17 protein-coding genes and 1 pseudogene are annotated in these 15,950 nt (G+C 73.6%); 11 read left to right on the top strand and 7 right to left on the bottom strand.

Going from position 1 to position 15,950, the window contains the following annotated elements; genetic code table 11:
• Nucleotides 1-110 precede the first annotated feature (110 nt).
• Both SSNG_RS05460 and SSNG_RS05455 read left to right on the top strand, forming a co-directional pair.
• Nucleotides 111-1,175 (top strand): hypothetical protein, encoded by a 1,065-nt coding sequence (locus SSNG_RS05460; protein WP_007262801.1) that lies wholly within the window; start codon nucleotides 111-113, stop codon nucleotides 1,173-1,175.
• 10 nt (nucleotides 1,176-1,185) lie between these two features.
• Nucleotides 1,186-2,343, top strand: coding sequence for a PQQ-binding-like beta-propeller repeat protein (locus tag SSNG_RS05455; protein ID WP_042800574.1), 1,158 nt, complete (start codon nucleotides 1,186-1,188; stop codon nucleotides 2,341-2,343).
• A 28-nt stretch (nucleotides 2,344-2,371) separates the two neighbouring features.
• On the opposite strand, the gene SSNG_RS37765 is transcribed toward SSNG_RS05455, so the two are convergent.
• Nucleotides 2,372-3,850 carry a serine/threonine-protein kinase gene (locus SSNG_RS37765; protein WP_050779552.1) on the bottom strand — a complete coding sequence of 493 codons (1,479 nt, stop codon included), beginning with the start codon at nucleotides 3,848-3,850 and terminating at the stop codon, nucleotides 2,372-2,374.
• Nucleotides 3,851-3,979: 129 nt separating this feature from the next.
• A pseudogene (locus tag SSNG_RS05445) lies at nucleotides 3,980-4,640 on the bottom strand (methyltransferase domain-containing protein).
• 172 nt (nucleotides 4,641-4,812) lie between these two features.
• Between SSNG_RS05445 and SSNG_RS37760 the strand changes: the two are divergent.
• Entirely contained in the window at nucleotides 4,813-5,178 is a 366-nt protein-coding gene (locus SSNG_RS37760; protein WP_007262797.1) for a hypothetical protein, read from the top strand.
• A gap of 58 nt (nucleotides 5,179-5,236) precedes the next feature.
• Complete coding sequence (locus SSNG_RS41840) at nucleotides 5,237-5,392, top strand: hypothetical protein (protein ID WP_007262796.1); 156 nt, start codon at nucleotides 5,237-5,239, stop codon at nucleotides 5,390-5,392.
• A gap of 30 nt (nucleotides 5,393-5,422) precedes the next feature.
• Here the strand turns inward: SSNG_RS41840 and bioD are convergent, their stop codons facing one another.
• Genes bioD through bioB form a run of 3 tightly spaced genes read right to left on the bottom strand, consistent with a single transcriptional unit; the run spans nucleotide 5,423 to nucleotide 8,718 of the window.
• The gene (bioD, locus tag SSNG_RS05435) at nucleotides 5,423-6,139 is read right to left on the bottom strand and encodes a dethiobiotin synthase (RefSeq protein ID WP_007262795.1); all 717 of its coding nucleotides are present in this window, start codon (nucleotides 6,137-6,139) and stop codon (nucleotides 5,423-5,425) included.
• A 1-nt stretch (nucleotide 6,140) separates the two neighbouring features.
• A complete protein-coding gene (locus tag SSNG_RS05430) occupies nucleotides 6,141-7,475 on the bottom strand; it encodes an adenosylmethionine--8-amino-7-oxononanoate transaminase (protein WP_128636877.1) in 1,335 nt (444 codons plus the stop codon).
• Nucleotides 7,468-8,718 carry a biotin synthase BioB gene (gene bioB, locus SSNG_RS05425; protein ID WP_007262793.1) on the bottom strand — a complete coding sequence of 417 codons (1,251 nt, stop codon included), beginning with the start codon at nucleotides 8,716-8,718 and terminating at the stop codon, nucleotides 7,468-7,470. Before bioB ends, SSNG_RS05430 begins: the two co-directional genes overlap by 8 nt.
• A 179-nt stretch (nucleotides 8,719-8,897) precedes the next feature.
• On the opposite strand from bioB, the gene SSNG_RS05420 reads away from it, so the two are divergent.
• Complete coding sequence (locus tag SSNG_RS05420; protein ID WP_007262792.1) at nucleotides 8,898-10,070, top strand: 8-amino-7-oxononanoate synthase; 1,173 nt, start codon at nucleotides 8,898-8,900, stop codon at nucleotides 10,068-10,070.
• 8 nt (nucleotides 10,071-10,078) lie between these two features.
• Here SSNG_RS05420 and SSNG_RS05415 read toward each other — a convergent pair whose 3' ends face one another.
• Complete coding sequence (locus tag SSNG_RS05415; RefSeq protein ID WP_007262791.1) at nucleotides 10,079-10,300, bottom strand: DUF397 domain-containing protein; 222 nt, start codon at nucleotides 10,298-10,300, stop codon at nucleotides 10,079-10,081.
• A gap of 14 nt (nucleotides 10,301-10,314) precedes the next feature.
• Nucleotides 10,315-11,199, bottom strand: a complete 885-nt coding sequence (locus tag SSNG_RS05410; protein ID WP_007262790.1) for a helix-turn-helix transcriptional regulator — start codon at nucleotides 11,197-11,199, stop codon at nucleotides 10,315-10,317.
• A gap of 197 nt (nucleotides 11,200-11,396) precedes the next feature.
• On the opposite strand from SSNG_RS05410, the gene SSNG_RS05405 reads away from it, so the two are divergent.
• From SSNG_RS05405 to ureG, 6 genes are all read left to right on the top strand, one after another.
• A complete protein-coding gene (locus SSNG_RS05405; protein ID WP_007262789.1) occupies nucleotides 11,397-11,846 on the top strand; it encodes an ATP-binding protein in 450 nt (149 codons plus the stop codon).
• Between the two features lie 296 nt (nucleotides 11,847-12,142).
• A complete protein-coding gene (locus tag SSNG_RS05400; protein ID WP_042802987.1) occupies nucleotides 12,143-12,445 on the top strand; it encodes an urease subunit gamma in 303 nt (100 codons plus the stop codon).
• 14 nt (nucleotides 12,446-12,459) lie between these two features.
• A complete protein-coding gene (locus SSNG_RS05395) occupies nucleotides 12,460-12,771 on the top strand; it encodes an urease subunit beta (protein WP_007262787.1) in 312 nt (103 codons plus the stop codon).
• On the top strand, nucleotides 12,764-14,485 hold the full coding sequence (locus SSNG_RS05390; RefSeq protein WP_007262786.1) for an urease subunit alpha: 1,722 nt from the start codon (nucleotides 12,764-12,766) through the stop codon (nucleotides 14,483-14,485). The genes SSNG_RS05395 and SSNG_RS05390 overlap by 8 nt, the downstream gene beginning before the upstream one ends.
• Before the next feature lie 49 nt (nucleotides 14,486-14,534).
• On the top strand, nucleotides 14,535-15,209 hold the full coding sequence (locus tag SSNG_RS05385; RefSeq protein ID WP_007262785.1) for an urease accessory UreF family protein: 675 nt from the start codon (nucleotides 14,535-14,537) through the stop codon (nucleotides 15,207-15,209).
• Between the two features lie 39 nt (nucleotides 15,210-15,248).
• Nucleotides 15,249-15,944, top strand: coding sequence for an urease accessory protein UreG (ureG, locus tag SSNG_RS05380; protein ID WP_007262784.1), 696 nt, complete (start codon nucleotides 15,249-15,251; stop codon nucleotides 15,942-15,944).
• Nucleotides 15,945-15,950 lie beyond the last annotated feature (6 nt).

Below are 15,950 nucleotides of genomic sequence, written 5' to 3'. Positions count from 1 at the left end.
TGGTCAGCGGCATCTGTCCGGTTGTCACCCGGTGGCGACTTCCCGCCCCTGTCCACCCCTCCTCCGGTTGCGTAGCGTCACCGACCAGCCACCAGGGAGGGGAACAGGGCATGGGGCAAGGCAGCGTCAGGAACGACGTCGGCACGGCCTACATCAACGACGTGTTCATGCGGCACCCGCTGACCACGAAGAACCAGCAGGAGCTGGACATCGCCGCCAGGGCCGCCGGCATCCTGGAACGCAACCTGCGCCGCGGCGCGTTCCGGCGCAACCGCCAGGGCGGGGGCGAGCCGCTCGACCCCGTCGGGTTCTCCCTCAACAAGGAGCGCTACGCCGCGTTCCCCACGGACGAACCGACGGCACACGAGCGCGGCTGGCGCGCCTTCATGAACGTCGGCGTACCCGTCATCGAGGAGCGCGCCGACATCCTGCAGCCGCCGCCCGACATGGTGTCCAAGCAGACGTACGTCAACGGCACCGACCCCATCGTGATCACCGTGACGGACACCGTCGAGTTCACGATCTCGAACACGATCAGCTGGTCGCTCCAGGGAGAGGTGAAGCTCACCTTCGGGGCGAAGTCCATCGCGTCGCTCCAGCAGCAGCTGGCGAAGAGCATGGAGATGAAGCAGTACCAGAAGACCACCCTGCTCAACAGCAAGGACAACCAGGGCGTCAACACGGAGACGCAGACCGAGGCGACGAGCAGCACCACCGCCACCAGCTCCGTCACCGGCACCGGGGAACTGTGGGGCGAACTCGCCCTCGGGATCACGGGATCCGTCAGCGGTTCGCTGACCACCGAGTGGAAGCACGTGTCGACGATGAGCTTCCAGATCAGCAGCCGGGCCGACGTCATGGCCACGACCCGGCGCGAGGTCCGCCAGTTCGACTACGAGTTCCCCGTCACCTTCGGCGGCTGGGTCGCCCTGCACTACCCCGAGCCGGTCGAGGTCAAGGAGACGGCCAAGCAGGGCGCCGAGCCGAGGTACTCCAAGGTCCTCGCGTGGAAGCTCGGCGAGGCCGCCCTCGACTCCAGCCGCTTCGACCTGGCCGACGAGGGAAAGCGCTTCATGCAGAAGGGGACGGCCGAGAGGGTCGCGGTCCGTGCCGGGGAACACCGGGTGTTCCAGCCGGAACTGCTCGACTACCAGACGCAGCCGCAGCCGCTCTAGGGGAGTGACCATGTCCTTCAAGAACATCTTCGACAACGGCGGGGACCAGGCCGGTTCCGCAGACCAGGCCGGCCAGAAGCTCGGCAAGGACACCCCCGGAGCGGGAAGCGTCTCCGAAGAGGTGCGCAGCCTGGAGAGCGAGCGCGACCCCTGGCTCGTACGCCAGACCGCCCACGGGGCGTTCGACGTCATGGGCTTCCTCGGCCCGCTCTTCCAGAGCACCCGCGCCGCGGCCGCAGCGCAGCTCCAGGTCACCGCGGACCCGGCGTCGGCGTCCGCGATGGCCTCGTCCACCACGAAGGCCTTCGGACCGCCCGGGGTGACCATCAGGGACGAGGACATGCCCAATCCGGCGGACCTGTCGAAGCTCATCGCCCACAAGCGCAGCCACACCCTCGTCGCGACGGGGCTGGGTACCTCCGAAGGCGTGGCGGCCGACCCGGCGAACGGCACGGTCTACGTCGCCGACCGGGGCGGGCTGAGGCTGTCCGCCGTGAAGGCCGACACCGGCGCCCAGCGCGTGGCCGCGAGCGCCCTGGGCGACATCGGCGACGTCGAGGTCGACGGTCAGGGCACCGCCTACACCACGGACTGGGCCGGCGGACGACTGCTCGCGGTGAACCTGTCCGACGGCACCTCCCGCAAGATCGCCGACGTGCCGGGGGCCTACGGCGTCGCACTCGACGCGGCGGCGAACAGGGCCTACGTCACCAACTGGACCGACGGGCAGCTGATCGCCGTCGACCTGCCCGGCGGGCGGAAGACCACGATCGCCACCGGCCTCGGGCAGGGCATCGCCGGAGTGGCCCTGGACGGCAGGGGCAAGGCGTACGTCGGCCAGAAGGACAACGGCGCCAAGCTGTACGAGATCACCCTGGCCGGCGGCGCCTCCCGCGTCGTGGCCACCCTCCCCGCCGGGGCGCGCACCATCCGCGTCGAACTCGACGGCGCGGGCCGGGCGTACACCATCGACCACGCGAACGGCCTCCTCCACGAGATCACCCTCGCCGACGGCGCGCACCGGGTGGTCGCCTCCGGCCTCGGGACCTGCGAGGGACTCGCGCTGGAGGGCGGCTGGATCTACGTCAGCAACCGCGAGGGCCAGCTGTGGCAGATCGACCGGCGCGCCGCGCAGGCACCGGGAGGCATCGGCAAGGTCGCCCCGTAGCCGCCCCGGGCCGCCCTGGCCCCGGCGCTCACTTCGCGCACTGGGCCGTCAGGGTCCGTTCCTCCTCCGTGAGGACGGAGTCCTCCCCGTTCTCCCCGGCGTGCTTCGCGCAGGCCGAGGCCTGGAGGGCGAGCTGCGCCGCCCGGGCCCGCGCGTCGTCGGGACCGTCGGTCGTGATCGTCGCCTCCACCTGCTTGCGCTGGTACGCCGGCAGGTACCGCAGCTCGATCTCGGGGTGGTCGGTCTCCAGCTCCCACAGGGGCGTGCTGCCCAGTTCCTGGTTGAGGCCCCGGAACACCGCGACGTGCCCGTCGTTGACGCCGACGAAGTACTGCGTCCGGGTCCACTGGTAGGCGGCGTACGAGCCCCCGGCGATCAGGACCGCCGCCAGCGCGAACAGGGCGAGGCCGCGCAGGGCCCGTCGCGGCGGCGGGGACGGCACGCGCCCGGCCGGGCCCCCGGCGCGGATGCGGGCGCCCGCCGACGCGGCCCGGGCGGGCGCCGGCCGTGTGGTGGGGGGGCGGCTCGCGAAGGGGGCCGCCGCGGCGGGACGGATCCCCGGCGCGGACGCGGGCCGCTGCTCCGGCGGCTCCGAGGGCTCCGAGGGCTCCGGCGACTCCGGCGCGGGAGCCGGGGACGTGGGAGGCGGGGACGCGGGAGCGGGGGGCGCGGGAGGCGGGGAGGGCCGCACCGGTACGAGCAGTTCCAGGGCCCCGGCCACCGTCAGCCGCGCGTCCGGGTCCTTCTCCATCAGCCCCTCGATCAGCGGCCGCAGCCGCCCCGCCCGCCGCGGCGGCGGGACGGGGTCGTGCGCGACCGCGTACTGCGAGCCGATCCGGGTCTCCCGCTTGAACGGCGACACCCCCTCGACGGCCTCGTACAGGGTCGTCCCCAGGGAGAACAGGTCACTCGGGGCGCCGCCCTTCTCGCCCCGCGCGCGCTCCGGCGACAGGTACGCCATCGAACCGATGACCACACCGGTCCCGGTCAGGCCGTCGTCCGCCTCGTTGAGGGCGATCCCGAAGTCGGCCAGCAGGATCCGGCCGTCCTCGGTCAGCATCACGTTGGCCGGCTTGACGTCGCGGTGGACGATGCCCTCCGCGTGCGCCGCGCCGAGCGCCCTCAGCAGCGCCGCGGCCACCTCCGCGACCTCCTCCACCGGCAGCCGGTGCTCCACCCGCAGGCGTTCCTGCAGCGTCGAGCCGCTGACGAGCTCCATCACGATCCACGGCACCCCGCCCACGAGGGCGACGTCGTGGACCGTGACCACGTTGGGGTGGTCGCGCAGTCTGGCCGCGCTGCGGGCCTCCCGCAGGGCGCGCTCCAGACGGTCGGCCGGATCCGGGGCCGAGGGCCCCGGGGGCAGGATCAGCTCCTTGACGGCCACATAGGTGTCGAGCTGCCCGTCGTACGCCTTCCAGACCCGCCCCATCCCGCCGGACCCCAGGGCCCGGACCAGCCGGTACCGGTCGTTGACCAGCTGTCCCGGCTGCGCCTCGTGTGCCACGCTCCCCCTCCGCTCCACTCCTGACGACCCCGGGCCGCGCTGGACCGCGCGGCCCCGGCTCGATTGTGGTGCCTGCCGGGCGCGTCCGACCGCCGGTCCGCCGGAAGGGGTCCCGGAACGTCCCGCGGTTCAGTCGTCCAGGCGGCGTGCCGAGCCGATGACGCAGTACGACGTGGGGAGCGCCGGACCGCGCTCGGGCAGGCGGAAGGAGCGGTGCGAGGCGATCCGGAAGCCGGCCGCCTCGATGGCGGCGAGCGGGTCGCGCGCCGTGTGGCAGCCGCCGAACAGGCGGGGCCACACCGTCCGGTCGAGCGCCCGCTGGACGCCCGCCATCCCCGGGCCGGGAGCCAGCCCGTGCTCCAGGAACCGGAGTTCGGCGCCCGGGCGGAGCACCCGGTGCAGTTCGGCGAGGGCGCGCGGCAGGTTGCGTACGGTACACAGCACCAGCGAGGCCACCGCGACGTCGAAGGCCTCGCTCTTGACCGGGAGCGCCTCGGCCACGCCCGGTACGAGGTCCACCGGCACCTCGGCGCGCAGCGCGGCGGCCGCGGCGAGCCGGCGCAGGGTGCGCTCCGGGCTCGATGGCGACGACCTCGGACACGGCGGCGGGGGTAGTAGGCGAAGTTCAGGCCGTTGCCCGCGCCGATCCTCGACGACCCGCCCGGAGACCCCCGCCAGGAGTTCCCGGCGCAGGGCGCCGATGCCGGCGGAAAACGGCGGCGGTGCTGGCGCGGGCGTAGAACCGGGCGAAGTACGGGTGGTGGACCGGATCGGGGACGGGGCTGGGCATGGCGGGCCTCCGGGCGCGGACGGGCGGCGGACGGACGACACGGCTGCGCGTGCCCTTCGGGGCTGTTCCCCACCCGGGCCCGCCCCGAAACCGCCTCCCTCAGAGGGCGCGGACGATAATCGGCACTCCGGCCACCGCACTTTGGGGTCCCGCACAGAAGGAGGGCACGAGCTTGACGTCCCGCACCGCACCCGTCGGGGGCACGGCCGCGGCGCTGCTCGCCGCCGCGGCGCTCCTGCTCGCCGGCTGCGACTCCGGCCCGGCGCCGGCACCCCGGGCCCAGGCGCCTGCGGCCGATCCGAACGCCGCGTTCCTCGCGGAGGTCGCGGCCCGCTGCGCCGCCGCCTCGCCGACGGCAGCCACCGCCTCGCCGACGGCCGCCGCCGCCGGCGGGAGCGGGCCGACGGATCCCGAGTCGCGCAAGTACGCGGAGAACCACGCGTACCGGCAGCAGACGGAGCTGAGCCCCGCCGCCCGCTGCCGCGGGGAGGCCCACGCGGCCCGGATCAGGGCGGAGCTGGCCGCCGCGCGCGGCTGACGCCGCCGAACTGACCACGCTGCTGCGCCGCCTGGGCTACCCCGTCGGCGGCGGAGACGTGTACGAGGGGAGCGCCGGCCAGGGACCCGGCTTCGCGCTGATGCTCCCCGGCACCGGCCCGTGCGTGTCGGGGCGGGCGGCGGACCCCGCCCGCGTCGAGGCGCACGGGGTGTACCTGGAGGGCGGCTGCAAGGAGCCGGCGGGGGGCCACTGACCCCGCGACCGGCTCCGTCGGCGCGTCAGATCAGGCGGGCCACTCGGCGAGGAAGGACTCCGCCGTCCAGGTGCCGTCCAGCGGGGCGCCCAGCCAGCCCGGCGCGGCCGCGCGGAAGGCGGCGGGCTCCAGGGCGCCGGACCCCTCCGGGACGGCCCCCAGCAGCGGGAGCCGGACTTGGGGAGGTCGGCGAGGTTGCACCGGGAGGCCATGGTCGGGCGCGGCGGGCCAGCTGCCGACCACCACCCCGAGCGCGCGGACGGACCGGGCCGCGAGGGCCTCCGCCGTCAGGTCGGTGGTGTTCAGCGTGCCCAGCCCCGCGGGGGCCACCACCAGCACCGGCGCCGCCATCAGCCGCGCCGCGTCCGCCAGGGTGTGGCCCTCCTCGTCGAAGCGCACGAGCAGCCCGCCCGCGCCCTCCACGAGCACCAGGTCGTGCTCGGCGGCCAGCCGCGCGGCCGCCTCCGCGATCCCGGCGGGGGTCAGCGTCGCCAGCCCGGAGCGCCGCGCGGCGGTGTCCGGGGCCAGGGGCTCGGGGTAGCGGGCCAGTTCCCGCGCGGTCACGGCCGGGCCGGCGAGCCGTACGACCTCGGCGGCGTCCCCGGGCTCGTCCGGGCCTACCCCGGTCTGGGCGGGCTTGAGCACCGCCACCGAACGCCCCGCGGCCAGGGCGGCGGTCGCGACGGCCGCGGTGACCACCGTCTTGCCGATCTCCGTGCCCGTTCCGGACACGACGATTACGGTCATCTCAGCCTTCCTGCGCCGCTGCGACGGCCGCGCGGCAGATCCGGGCCACGTCGGCGTCGCCGGTGACGAACGGGGGCATGGTGTAGATCAGGTCGCGGAACGGGCGCAGCCAGACGCCCTCGCGGACCGCCGCCCGGGTGGCCGCCCACACGTCGACCGGGTGGTCGAGCTGGATCACGCCGATGGCCCCGAGCACGCGTACGTCCTTGACCCCGGGGACGGCGCGGGCCTCGGCGAGGCCCTCGCGCAGGCCCGCCTCGATCCGCTTGACCTCGCCGGCCCAGTCCTGGCCGAGCAGCAGGTCGATCGAGGCCAGGGCCACGGCCGTGGCGAGCGGGTTGCCCATGAAGGTCGGCCCGTGCGCCAGCACCGGGACCTCGCCCTGCGAGATCCCGTCGGCGACCCGCTCGGTGCACAGGGTGGCCGCGAGGGTGAGGTAACCGCCGGTCAGGGACTTGCCCAGGCACATGACGTCCGGGGTGATGCCCGCGTGGTCGGCGGCGAAGAGCGCGCCCGTACGGCCGAAGCCCGTCGCGATCTCGTCCAGGATCAGCAGGACCCCGTACTCGTCGCACAGCTCGCGCAGCAGCCGCAGGTGGCCCGGGTGGTGGAAGCGCATGCCGCCCGCGCCCTGCACCACCGGCTCCACGATCACCGCGGCCAGCTCGTCGGCGTGCGCGGCGACGAGCGAGCGCAGGTGGTCCGCGTACGCGGGGTCCACGGGGGTGTCGAAGTCACCGGGCGGTGCGTCGGCGAAGACCTGCCGGGGCAGGTGGCCCTGCCACAGCTCGTGCATGCCGCCGTCGGGGTCGCACACGGCCATCGGCTGCCAGGTGTCGCCGTGGTAGCCGCCGCGCCAGGTCAGCAGCCGGGTCTTGCCGGTGCGGCCCAGCGAACGCCAGTACTGCAGGCACATCTTGACGGCGACCTCGACGGACACCGACCCGGAGTCGCAGAGGAAGACGTGCTCCAGCCCCGCCGGGGTGATCTCCACCAGCCGGGCGGCCAGCCGGACGGCGGGCTCGTGGGTGAGCCCGCCGAACATGACGTGCGACATCCGGCCCAGCTGCGAGGTCGCGGCCTCGTTCAGCACGGGGTGGTTGTAGCCGTGGATCGCCGACCACCAGGAGGACATGCCGTCGACCAGCTCCTCCCGCCCCTGGGCGGGGGAGGCGAGCCGCAGCCGGACCCCCGAGGCGGAGGAGACCACGAGGGTCTCCTGCCGCCCGGGCATCGGGCCGTACGGGTGCCAGACGTGCTGCCGGTCCAGGGCGAGCAGGTCCGCCGTGTCCGACGCGGGGTCGAGCGGGTCGTGCAGCGGGAACTGGTCACGCATTGGGGGCGATGTCCGTCCCCGCGCCGCGGCGGCGTACCGCCACCAGGTCCGAACGGACCTCTCCGGCCTCCGCCTGGGCGGGCGCCGGCGTTTCCGCGGCGTGTCCGGAGCAGCCGCCGCAGGCGGAGCCGCAGCCGTGGGCCCCGGCGCCGGACTCGGCGTCGGCGTCGGCCGCGGAGCCGCAGCCGCCGGCCGCGGAACCGCACGTGCCGCCCGCGGGGGCGGCGGCCGCGGCGTCGGCGCGGTGCGCGGGCAGGGTGGTCGTACCGGCGCCCTCCACCTCGAAACCGGCGTCCGCGATCATGTCGAGGTCGGCCTGCCCGGCCTGGCCCTCACTGGTGAGGTAGTCGCCGAGGAAGATGGAGTTGGCGATGTTCAGCGCGAGCGGCTGCATCGAGCGCAGGTGCACCTCGCGGCCGCCGGCGATCCGGACCTCCACGTCGGGGCAGACGAAGCGGACCATCGCGAGGATCCGCAGGCAGCGCTGGGGGGTGAGGTTCCACTCCTTGGCCAGCGGGGTGCCCTCGAAGGGGATCAGGAAGTTGACCGGGACGGAGTCCGAGTCCAGCTCGCGCAGCGAGTAGACGACGTCGACCAGGTCCTCGTCGCTCTCGCCCATGCCGGCGATCAGGCCGGAGCAGGCCGACAGGCCCGCCGCGTGCGCCTTCTGCACCGTGTCGACGCGGTCCGCGTAGGTGTGCGTCTTGGTGATCTGGCCGTACGTGGCCTCGGAGGTGTTCAGGTTGTGGTTGTAGGCGTCCGCACCCGCCTCGCGGAGCTTCTCGGCCTGGCCCTCGGCGAGCAGGCCCAGGCAGGCGCAGACCTCGACGCCCTCGTTCTGCTCCTTGATGGCGGCGATGGTCTCGCCGACGCGGGCCACGTCACGGTCGGTCGGACCGCGGCCGCTGGCCACGAGGCAGACCCGCTTGGCGCCGCCGGCGACGCCGGCCGCGGCCGCCTGGGAGGCCTCCTCGGGCTTCAGCCACGTGTACTTGAGGATCTCGGCCTTCGACCCCAGGCGCTGGGAGCAGTACGAGCAGTCCTCGGGGCAGAGCCCCGACTTCAGGTTGACCAGGTAGTTCAGCTTGACGCGGCGCCCGAACCACTGGCGGCGCACCTTGCCGGCAGCGGCCACCACGTCGAGCAGTTCGTCGTCGGAGGTCGCCAGTACGGCGAGCGCCTCCTCGCGGGTCGGCAGCTCGCGCCGCAGTCCCTTTTCCACCAGGGTGTTCAGCAGGTCCATGCGCCCGATCCTGTCCCACGCGACCACTCCCGGCCAAGGAGAGATCGGACAACATGGCCGGAAGGAGGTGTGTGGATCGCCACACCAGCCCCTCGCGTCACGGCCGATAGGGTCGAGCAGATCTGTCGACTGCCGACAAAACGCGAGACACATCGCGAGACGCGACGCGAGGACCGCCGATGACCCAGCACACCCCGCAACCCGAGGACGTCTTCGCCTGGATCGACGGCGCGGAGCGCGTCCGAGAGCAGGCAGGGCTGGTGCGGACCCTGCGCCCGAGGCCCGCCTCCTCGCCCCTGCTGGACCTGGCGAGCAACGACTACCTGGGGCTGTCCCGGCATCCGGAGACCGTGCGGGGTGCCTGTGCCGCGGCCGAGCGCTGGGGTGCCGGTGCCACTGGATCACGCCTGGTCACGGGCTCGACCGAACTTCATGCCGAACTGGAGTGGGAGCTCGCCGCTTTCACGGGCTTCGAGTCCGCTCTGGTGCTTTCGTCCGGGTACGCCGCGAACCTGGCCGCCGTCACCGCGCTCAGCGGCCGCGGCACGCTCGTGGTCTCCGACGCCGGGAACCACGCCTCGATCGTCGACGGCTGCCGGCTCTCGCGGGCCGAGGTCGCGGTCACCCCGCACGGCGACCCGGAGACGGCCCGCAAGACCCTGGCCGGGCACGGGGGCCGGGCGCTGCTGGTGACCGACTCGGTGTTCTCCGTCGACGGGGACGCCGCCCCGCTCGACGGCTACCACGCCGCCTGCCGGGCCGAGGGCGCCGCGCTGGTCGTGGACGACGCGCACGGGCTGGGGGTGCTGGGCGAGGGCGGCCGCGGCGCGCTGCACGCCGCCGGGCTCGCGGGCGCGCCGGGGGTGGTCGCCACGGTGACCCTCTCGAAGTCGCTGGGCAGCCAGGGCGGCGCGGTGCTGGGGCCGGCCAAGGTCATCCGGCACCTGGTCAACACGGCCCGCGCCTTCATCTTCGACACCGGTCTGGCCCCGGCCGCCGCGGGTGCGGCGCTGGCGAGCCTGCGCCTGTTGCACCGGGAACCGGAGCGCGCGGCCCGGGTCCGGGAGGTGGCCGCCGAGCTGTACGGGCGGCTCACCGCGTCCGGCCTGACCGCGGCCCGGCCGGACGCGGCCGTGGTGTCGGTTCGGGCCCCGTCGGCCTCGGCGGCACTGCGCTGGGCCGCCGACTGCCGCGAGGCAGGTCTGTCCGTGGGGTGCTTCCGTCCGCCGTCGGTGCCGGACGGCATCTCCCGGCTGCGGCTGACGGCTCGGGCGGATCTCACGGGGGACGAGATCAGTCGGGCCGTCGCCGCGGTCCTCGCGACCGCTCCGGCCGGGGCCACGGACCGCTAGGCGTCACGTCACACGCGCACGTCCGCCCTTACGGAGGCGAGGAAGCCGTCCCAGGCCGGCCCGGTGAAGAGCACGGCCGGGCCGTCCGTCCGCTTGGAGTCGCGGACGGCCAGCAGGCCGCCGCTGAGGGCGGCGGCTTCCACGCAGTTGTTCATTCCGGTGCTGCGGCTGCTCCGCCGCCACCGCGCGCTGTTCAGAAGTCCGCTGGTGGATAAGGGGGTTGCGGACACGGGGGTGCCTCCTTCTACGCGTCGTCAGCGATAGAGCTGATCAGATCCGACGAGTCATGGGGCGGGAGGGCGTGCGCCTGGATGGTGCGGAACGCGGCGCTGTACGCCTCTAGGTCTTCCTTCCGCTCCAGATAGAGGCTACTCGTCAAATGGTCGAGCACCACCACATCCAGATCGGCGATGTTCGGAAATGAGAAAATCACGAACGGTCCGGTCAGGCCGAGATGGCCCCCCACGGTGAACGGCAGCACCTGCAGCCGCACTTGGGGCAGCCTCGCCACCTCCACCAGATGCCGCAGCTGCTCTTCCATCACCCCCGGCCCGCCGATCTGCCGGCGCAGCACCGCCTCGTCCAGCACGGCGCTCAGCTCCAGCGGCGGATCGGACCGCAGCACCGCCTGCCGGGCCAGCCGTACGTCGACCAGCGCGTCCACCTTCGGCTCCGGCAGCCCGCCCAGCGCGGCCCGGGTCACCGCCCGCGCGTAGTCCGGGGTCTGGAGCAGCCCCGGCACCACCGACAGCTCGACGGTCCGCGCCGACCGGGCCCCGGCCTCCAGGCTGATGAAGTCCCGGTACTCCTGCGGGAGCAGGCCCCGGTAGTCGTGCCACCACTGCCGCCCCCGCGCCGCGTCCCCGCTCGCCGCCGGACCGGCCGCCGAGGCGCCCAGGGCCTCCAGCAGCGCGCGCTGCTGGGCGCTCACCACGTCCCCGTAGGCGTCCAGCAGCAGCCGGATGTCCTCCGTCTTCACACCACTGCGGCCCGTTTCGATCCGGCTGACCTTCGACTGGTGCCAGCCGACGATGCGGGCCACCTCGCCGCTGGTGAGCCCGGAGCGGTCGCGCAGGGCACGCAGCTCCTCGCCGAGTTTGCGCCGACGTACCGCGGGACCGTGCTGCATACCCGCTCTCCTTCCACCGGCACACCTCGCACCAGTCTGCCGTCCAAATACGCTCTTCCGTAGCAGAGTTCACCGCATTGAGCGACAGATATATGCATATCTTGGGGGAACGGCGGAAACGGCGGCACGATGGGTGGCACTCTGGCGCTCAGCGTAGATCCGGGGCGGCTCCGTCCCGGTGGGAAAGGGACGTCGCCATGGCAGATCAGCTGGAAGCATCCGTCACTCTGCCGAGCGATCCGGTGTCGGTGGCCGCCGCCCGCCGCTACGTGGCGCGGGTACTGACCGACTGGGGACTGCCCGAGGACGCGGGCACCGCGGACACCGTCCGGCTCATCGTCTCCGAACTCGCCACCAACTCCGTGCAGCACACCTTCGGCCAGTCGCCCACCTTCACCGTCGACGTCCGCCTCGAACGCGAGGAATGGCTGCGCGTCGGAGTGACCGACAGCCACCCGCGCTGGCCCAAGCGGCTCCCCGCCGCCGTCCAGCAGGACAACGGCCGCGGCATGGTCATCATCCGCTGGCTCGCGGCCGAGGCCGGCGGCCGGCTCTCGGTCACCCCCACCGAGGACGGCGGCAAGACGGTGTGGATCGCCCTGCCCTGGCCCGCCGACGCCTCCGCGCGCACCCTCAGGGGCTGCTGAACCCGGCGGCCGTATACGAACCGCCCCGCCGGGACCGGGGCGGCATTGAACCGAGAGCCTTCCCGAAACGTGGGTTAACTCGGCGGAAAAATACGCGCCCTACGGTGTGTTCCTCGCTCTTCCGCCAATGATCACCCACGCTCCGGTAAAGCGGCGGTGATCGGGACGGAAAGCCTCGTCCTGTGTTGGGCAAGAGACGCTTGGCACGGATAAGCGCAGGTCAACAAAGAGTTGACGGCCGGTACGGTCACTCCCCGGCGCGACGACGACCATGTCCCGGAAGCTTGGTGATACAGGTGCAATTGACACCACACGAACAAGAGAGACTCCTGATCCACGTGGCCGCCGACGTGGCCGAGAGGCGGAGGGCGCGCGGGGTGCGCCTCAACCACCCCGAGGCCGTCGCCCTGATCACCTCGCACCTCCTCGAAGGCGCCCGCGACGGGCGGACCGTGGCCGAGCTGATGGCGTCCGGCCGCACCGTGCTCACCCGGGCGGAGGTCATGGAGGGCATCCCCGAGATGATCCACGACGTCCAGGTCGAGGCCACCTTCCCCGACGGCACCAAGCTCGTCACCGTCCACGACCCGATCGTCTGAGGGGGAGCAGCAGCATGATCCCCGGCGAGATCGTCCACGGGGACGGCCCGGTGCGCCTCAACGAAGGCCGCCCCGTCACCCGTCTCACCGTCCTCAACGCCGCCGACCGGCCCGTACAGGTCGGCTCCCACTACCACTTCGCCGAGGCCAACCCCGGCCTCGACTTCGACCGGCGGGCCGCGCACGGCCTGCGCCTGAACATCGCCGCCGGCACCGCCGTCCGCTTCGAGCCGGGCATCCCCGTCGCCGTGGAACTCGTACCCATCGGCGGACTGCGCACCGTGCCCGGACTGCGCGGCGAGACCGGAGGGCCGCTCGATGGCTGAACTCTCCCGCCGGGCCTACACCGACCTTTTCGGGCCGACCACCGGTGACCGGATCCGGCTCGCCGACACCGCCCTCTTCGTCGAGATCGAACGGGACCTCAGCGGCGGACCCGGCAACTCCGGCGACGAGGCCGTCTTCGGCGGCGGCAAGGTCATCCGCGAGTCCATGGGGCAGGCCCGCACCACGCGCGCCGAGGGCGCCCCCGACACGGTCATCACCGGCGTGGTCGTCCTCGACCACTGGGGCGTCGTCAAGGCCGACATCGGCATCGCGGACGGCCGCATCTGCGGCATCGGCAAGGCCGGCAACCCCGACACCATGGACGGCGTCGACCCCGCACTCGTCATCGGCCCCGAGACCGAGATCATCGCGGGCAACGGGAAGATCCTCACCGCCGGCGCCATCGACGCCCACGTGCACTTCATCTCCCCGACCGTCGTCGACGAGGCCCTCGCCTCCGGCATCACCACCCTCGTCGGCGGCGGCACCGGCCCCGCCGAGGGCTCCAAGGCCACCACCGTCACCCCCGGCCCCTGGCACCTGGCCCGGATGTTCGCGGCCCTGGAGGCCTACCCCGTCAACATCGGCCTGCTCGGCAAGGGCAACACCACGTCCCGCGAGGGCATGCTCTCCCAGCTGCGCGGCGGAGCACTCGGCTTCAAGATCCACGAGGACTGGGGCGCCACCCCCGCCGCCATCGACGCCTGTCTGGGCGTCGCGGACGAGACCGGCGCCCAGGTCGCCATCCACACCGACACCCTCAACGAGGCCGGCTTCGTCGCCGACACCCTCGCGGCCATCGCCGGGCGGACCATCCACTCGTACCACACCGAGGGCGCGGGCGGCGGCCACGCACCCGACATCATCACCGTGGTCTCCGAGCCCAACGTCCTGCCCAGCTCCACCAACCCCACCCGCCCGCACACCCTCAACACCGTCGAGGAACACCTCGACATGCTGATGGTCTGCCACCACCTCAACCCGGCCGTCCCCGAGGACCTCGCCTTCGCCGAGTCCCGGATCCGGCCCTCCACCATCGCCGCCGAGGACGTCCTCCACGACCTCGGGGCCATCTCCATCATCTCCTCCGACTCCCAGGCCATGGGCCGCGTCGGAGAGGTCGTGCTCCGCACCTGGCAGACCGCCCACGTGATGAAGCAGCGCCGCGGCTTCCTCCCCGGCGACGGCCCCGCCGACAACCACCGCGCCCGCCGCTACGTCGCCAAGTACACGATCAACCCCGCCGTGGCCCAGGGCCTCGCCAGGGAGATCGGCTCCGTCGAGGTCGGCAAGCTCGCCGACCTGGTGCTGTGGACCCCCGCCTTCTTCGGCGTCAAGCCCGAGCTCGTCGTCAAGGGCGGCCAGATCGCGTACGCGCAGATGGGCGACGCCAACGCCTCCATCCCCACCCCGCAGCCGGTCCTGCCCCGGCCCATGTACGGCGGCATCGGACGCGCGCCCGCCCTCAACTCCTTCAACTTCACCTCGCAGGCCGCCCTCGACGACGGCCTCCCCGAACGCCTCGGCCTCGGCAAGAGGTTCACCGCCATCGAGAACACCCGCAAGCTCGGCAAGGCGGACATGCGCAACAACGACGCGATGCCCCGGGTCCAGGTCGACCCCGACACCTTCACCGTCACCATCGACGGCGAGGCGGTGGAGCCGGCACCCGCTGCCGAACTGCCCATGGCACAGAGATACTTCCTCTTCTGATGGGCTCCCGACTCCTGATGGTCTCCCGACGTCCGACGGGCTCCCGACGATGAGCCTCGCCGCGCTGCTCGTGCTCGCCGACGGCCGCTTCCCCGCCGGAGGGCACGCCCACTCCGGCGGGGCGGAGGCCGCCTGCAAGGCCGGCCGCATCCACGACGCCGCCACCCTGGAGCAGTTCTGCCGGGGCCGGTTGCACACCGCCGGACTCACCGCCGCCGGGCTGGCCGCGGCCGCCGCCCTCGGCCTCGACCCGGCCGCACTCGACGCCGCCGCCGACGCCCGCACCCCCTCGCCCGCGCTGCGCGCCGCCGCGCGGCGGCTCGGCCGGCAGCTGCTGCGGGCCGCCCGAGCCACCTGGCCCGCCGCCGAACTCGACGCGCTGGCCGCCGCCTTCCCGCGCGGGGCGCACCAGCCCGTGGTGCTCGGCCTCGCCGCCCGGGCCGCCGGGCTCGGGGCGCCGGAGGCCGCGCAGGTGGCGGCGTACGAGAGCGTCAGCGGGCCGGCCACGGCGACGGTACGGCTGCTGGGCCTCGACCCCTTCGAGGCGAGCGCCGTACTCGCCCGCCTCGCCCCCGACCTCGACGCCGTCGCCGCCCGGGCCGCCGGTGCGGCCGAGCTCGCCCGCACCGAGGGCGCGGACGCCCTGCCCGCGGCCTCCTCACCGCTGCTGGAAATCGCGGCACAGGCACATGCCGACTGGGCGGTACGCCTCTTCGCCTCCTGAGCGCGAGCGCCCCCACCCCTTCCCTCCTGGAGAACTGCCGTGCACCTCGACCACGACGTGACCTACCCCCACCGCCACACCCACGGCGCCGCCCCGCTGCGCGCCGACGGCAGCCGCCGCGCCCTGCGCGTGGGCCTCGGCGGACCCGTCGGCTCCGGCAAGACCGCCACCGTCGCCGCCCTCTGCCGCGCGCTGCGCACCGAACTGTCCATGGCCGTCGTCACCAACGACATCTACACCCGCGAGGACGCCGAGTTCCTCCTCCGCGAGGCCGTCCTGCCCCCCGAGCGGATCAGCGCCGTCGAGACCGGAGCCTGCCCCCACACCGCCATCCGCGACGACATCTCCGCCAATCTGGAGGCCGTGGAGGAACTGGAGGAGGCCTTCCTCGGCAGCGCCCCCCTCGACCTGATCCTCGTCGAGTCCGGCGGCGACAACCTGACCGCCACCTTCTCCCGGGGCCTGGTCGACGCCCAGATCTTCGTCATCGACGTGGCCGGCGGCGACGACATCCCCCGCAAGGGCGGCCCCGGCGTCACCACCTCCGACCTCCTCGTCGTCAACAAGACCGACCTCGCCCCCCACGTAGGCTCCGACCTGGAACGCATGGCCCGCGACGCCGCCGCCCAGCGCGGCGACCTGCCCGTCGCCTTCCAGTCCCTGCGCGGCCCCGAAGGTGTCGCCCCGGTGGCTGACTGGGTGCGCGGCCGGATCGCCGCCTGGGCCGTACGGTGACCAGCG

Origin of the sequence: Streptomyces sp. C (assembly GCF_000158895.1) — a bacterium.
In the GTDB taxonomy this organism is placed as follows: Bacteria; Actinomycetota; Actinomycetes; order Streptomycetales; family Streptomycetaceae; genus Streptomyces; species Streptomyces racemochromogenes.
The sequence above is the reverse complement of the archived record's forward strand: the minus strand, read 5'-3'. Positions and strand labels throughout refer to the sequence as shown.

Excerpts from the sequence above, each read along its gene's own strand:
- SSNG_RS05460 (WP_007262801.1), top strand. The coding sequence starts at position 111 with ATGGGGCAAGGCAGCGTCAGGAACGACGTCGGCACGGCCTACATCAAC.
- SSNG_RS05455 (WP_042800574.1), top strand. The coding sequence starts at position 1,186 with ATGTCCTTCAAGAACATCTTCGACAACGGCGGGGACCAGGCCGGTTCC.
- bioD (WP_007262795.1), bottom strand. The coding sequence starts at position 6,139 with ATGACCGTAATCGTCGTGTCCGGAACGGGCACGGAGATCGGCAAGACG.
- SSNG_RS05430 (WP_128636877.1), bottom strand. The coding sequence starts at position 7,475 with ATGCGTGACCAGTTCCCGCTGCACGACCCGCTCGACCCCGCGTCGGAC.
- bioB (WP_007262793.1), bottom strand. The coding sequence starts at position 8,718 with ATGGACCTGCTGAACACCCTGGTGGAAAAGGGACTGCGGCGCGAGCTG.
- SSNG_RS05420 (WP_007262792.1), top strand. The coding sequence starts at position 8,898 with ATGACCCAGCACACCCCGCAACCCGAGGACGTCTTCGCCTGGATCGAC.
- SSNG_RS05410 (WP_007262790.1), bottom strand. The coding sequence starts at position 11,199 with ATGCAGCACGGTCCCGCGGTACGTCGGCGCAAACTCGGCGAGGAGCTG.
- SSNG_RS05405 (WP_007262789.1), top strand. The coding sequence starts at position 11,397 with ATGGCAGATCAGCTGGAAGCATCCGTCACTCTGCCGAGCGATCCGGTG.
- SSNG_RS05395 (WP_007262787.1), top strand. The coding sequence starts at position 12,460 with ATGATCCCCGGCGAGATCGTCCACGGGGACGGCCCGGTGCGCCTCAAC.
- SSNG_RS05390 (WP_007262786.1), top strand. The coding sequence starts at position 12,764 with ATGGCTGAACTCTCCCGCCGGGCCTACACCGACCTTTTCGGGCCGACC.
- SSNG_RS05385 (WP_007262785.1), top strand. The coding sequence starts at position 14,535 with ATGAGCCTCGCCGCGCTGCTCGTGCTCGCCGACGGCCGCTTCCCCGCC.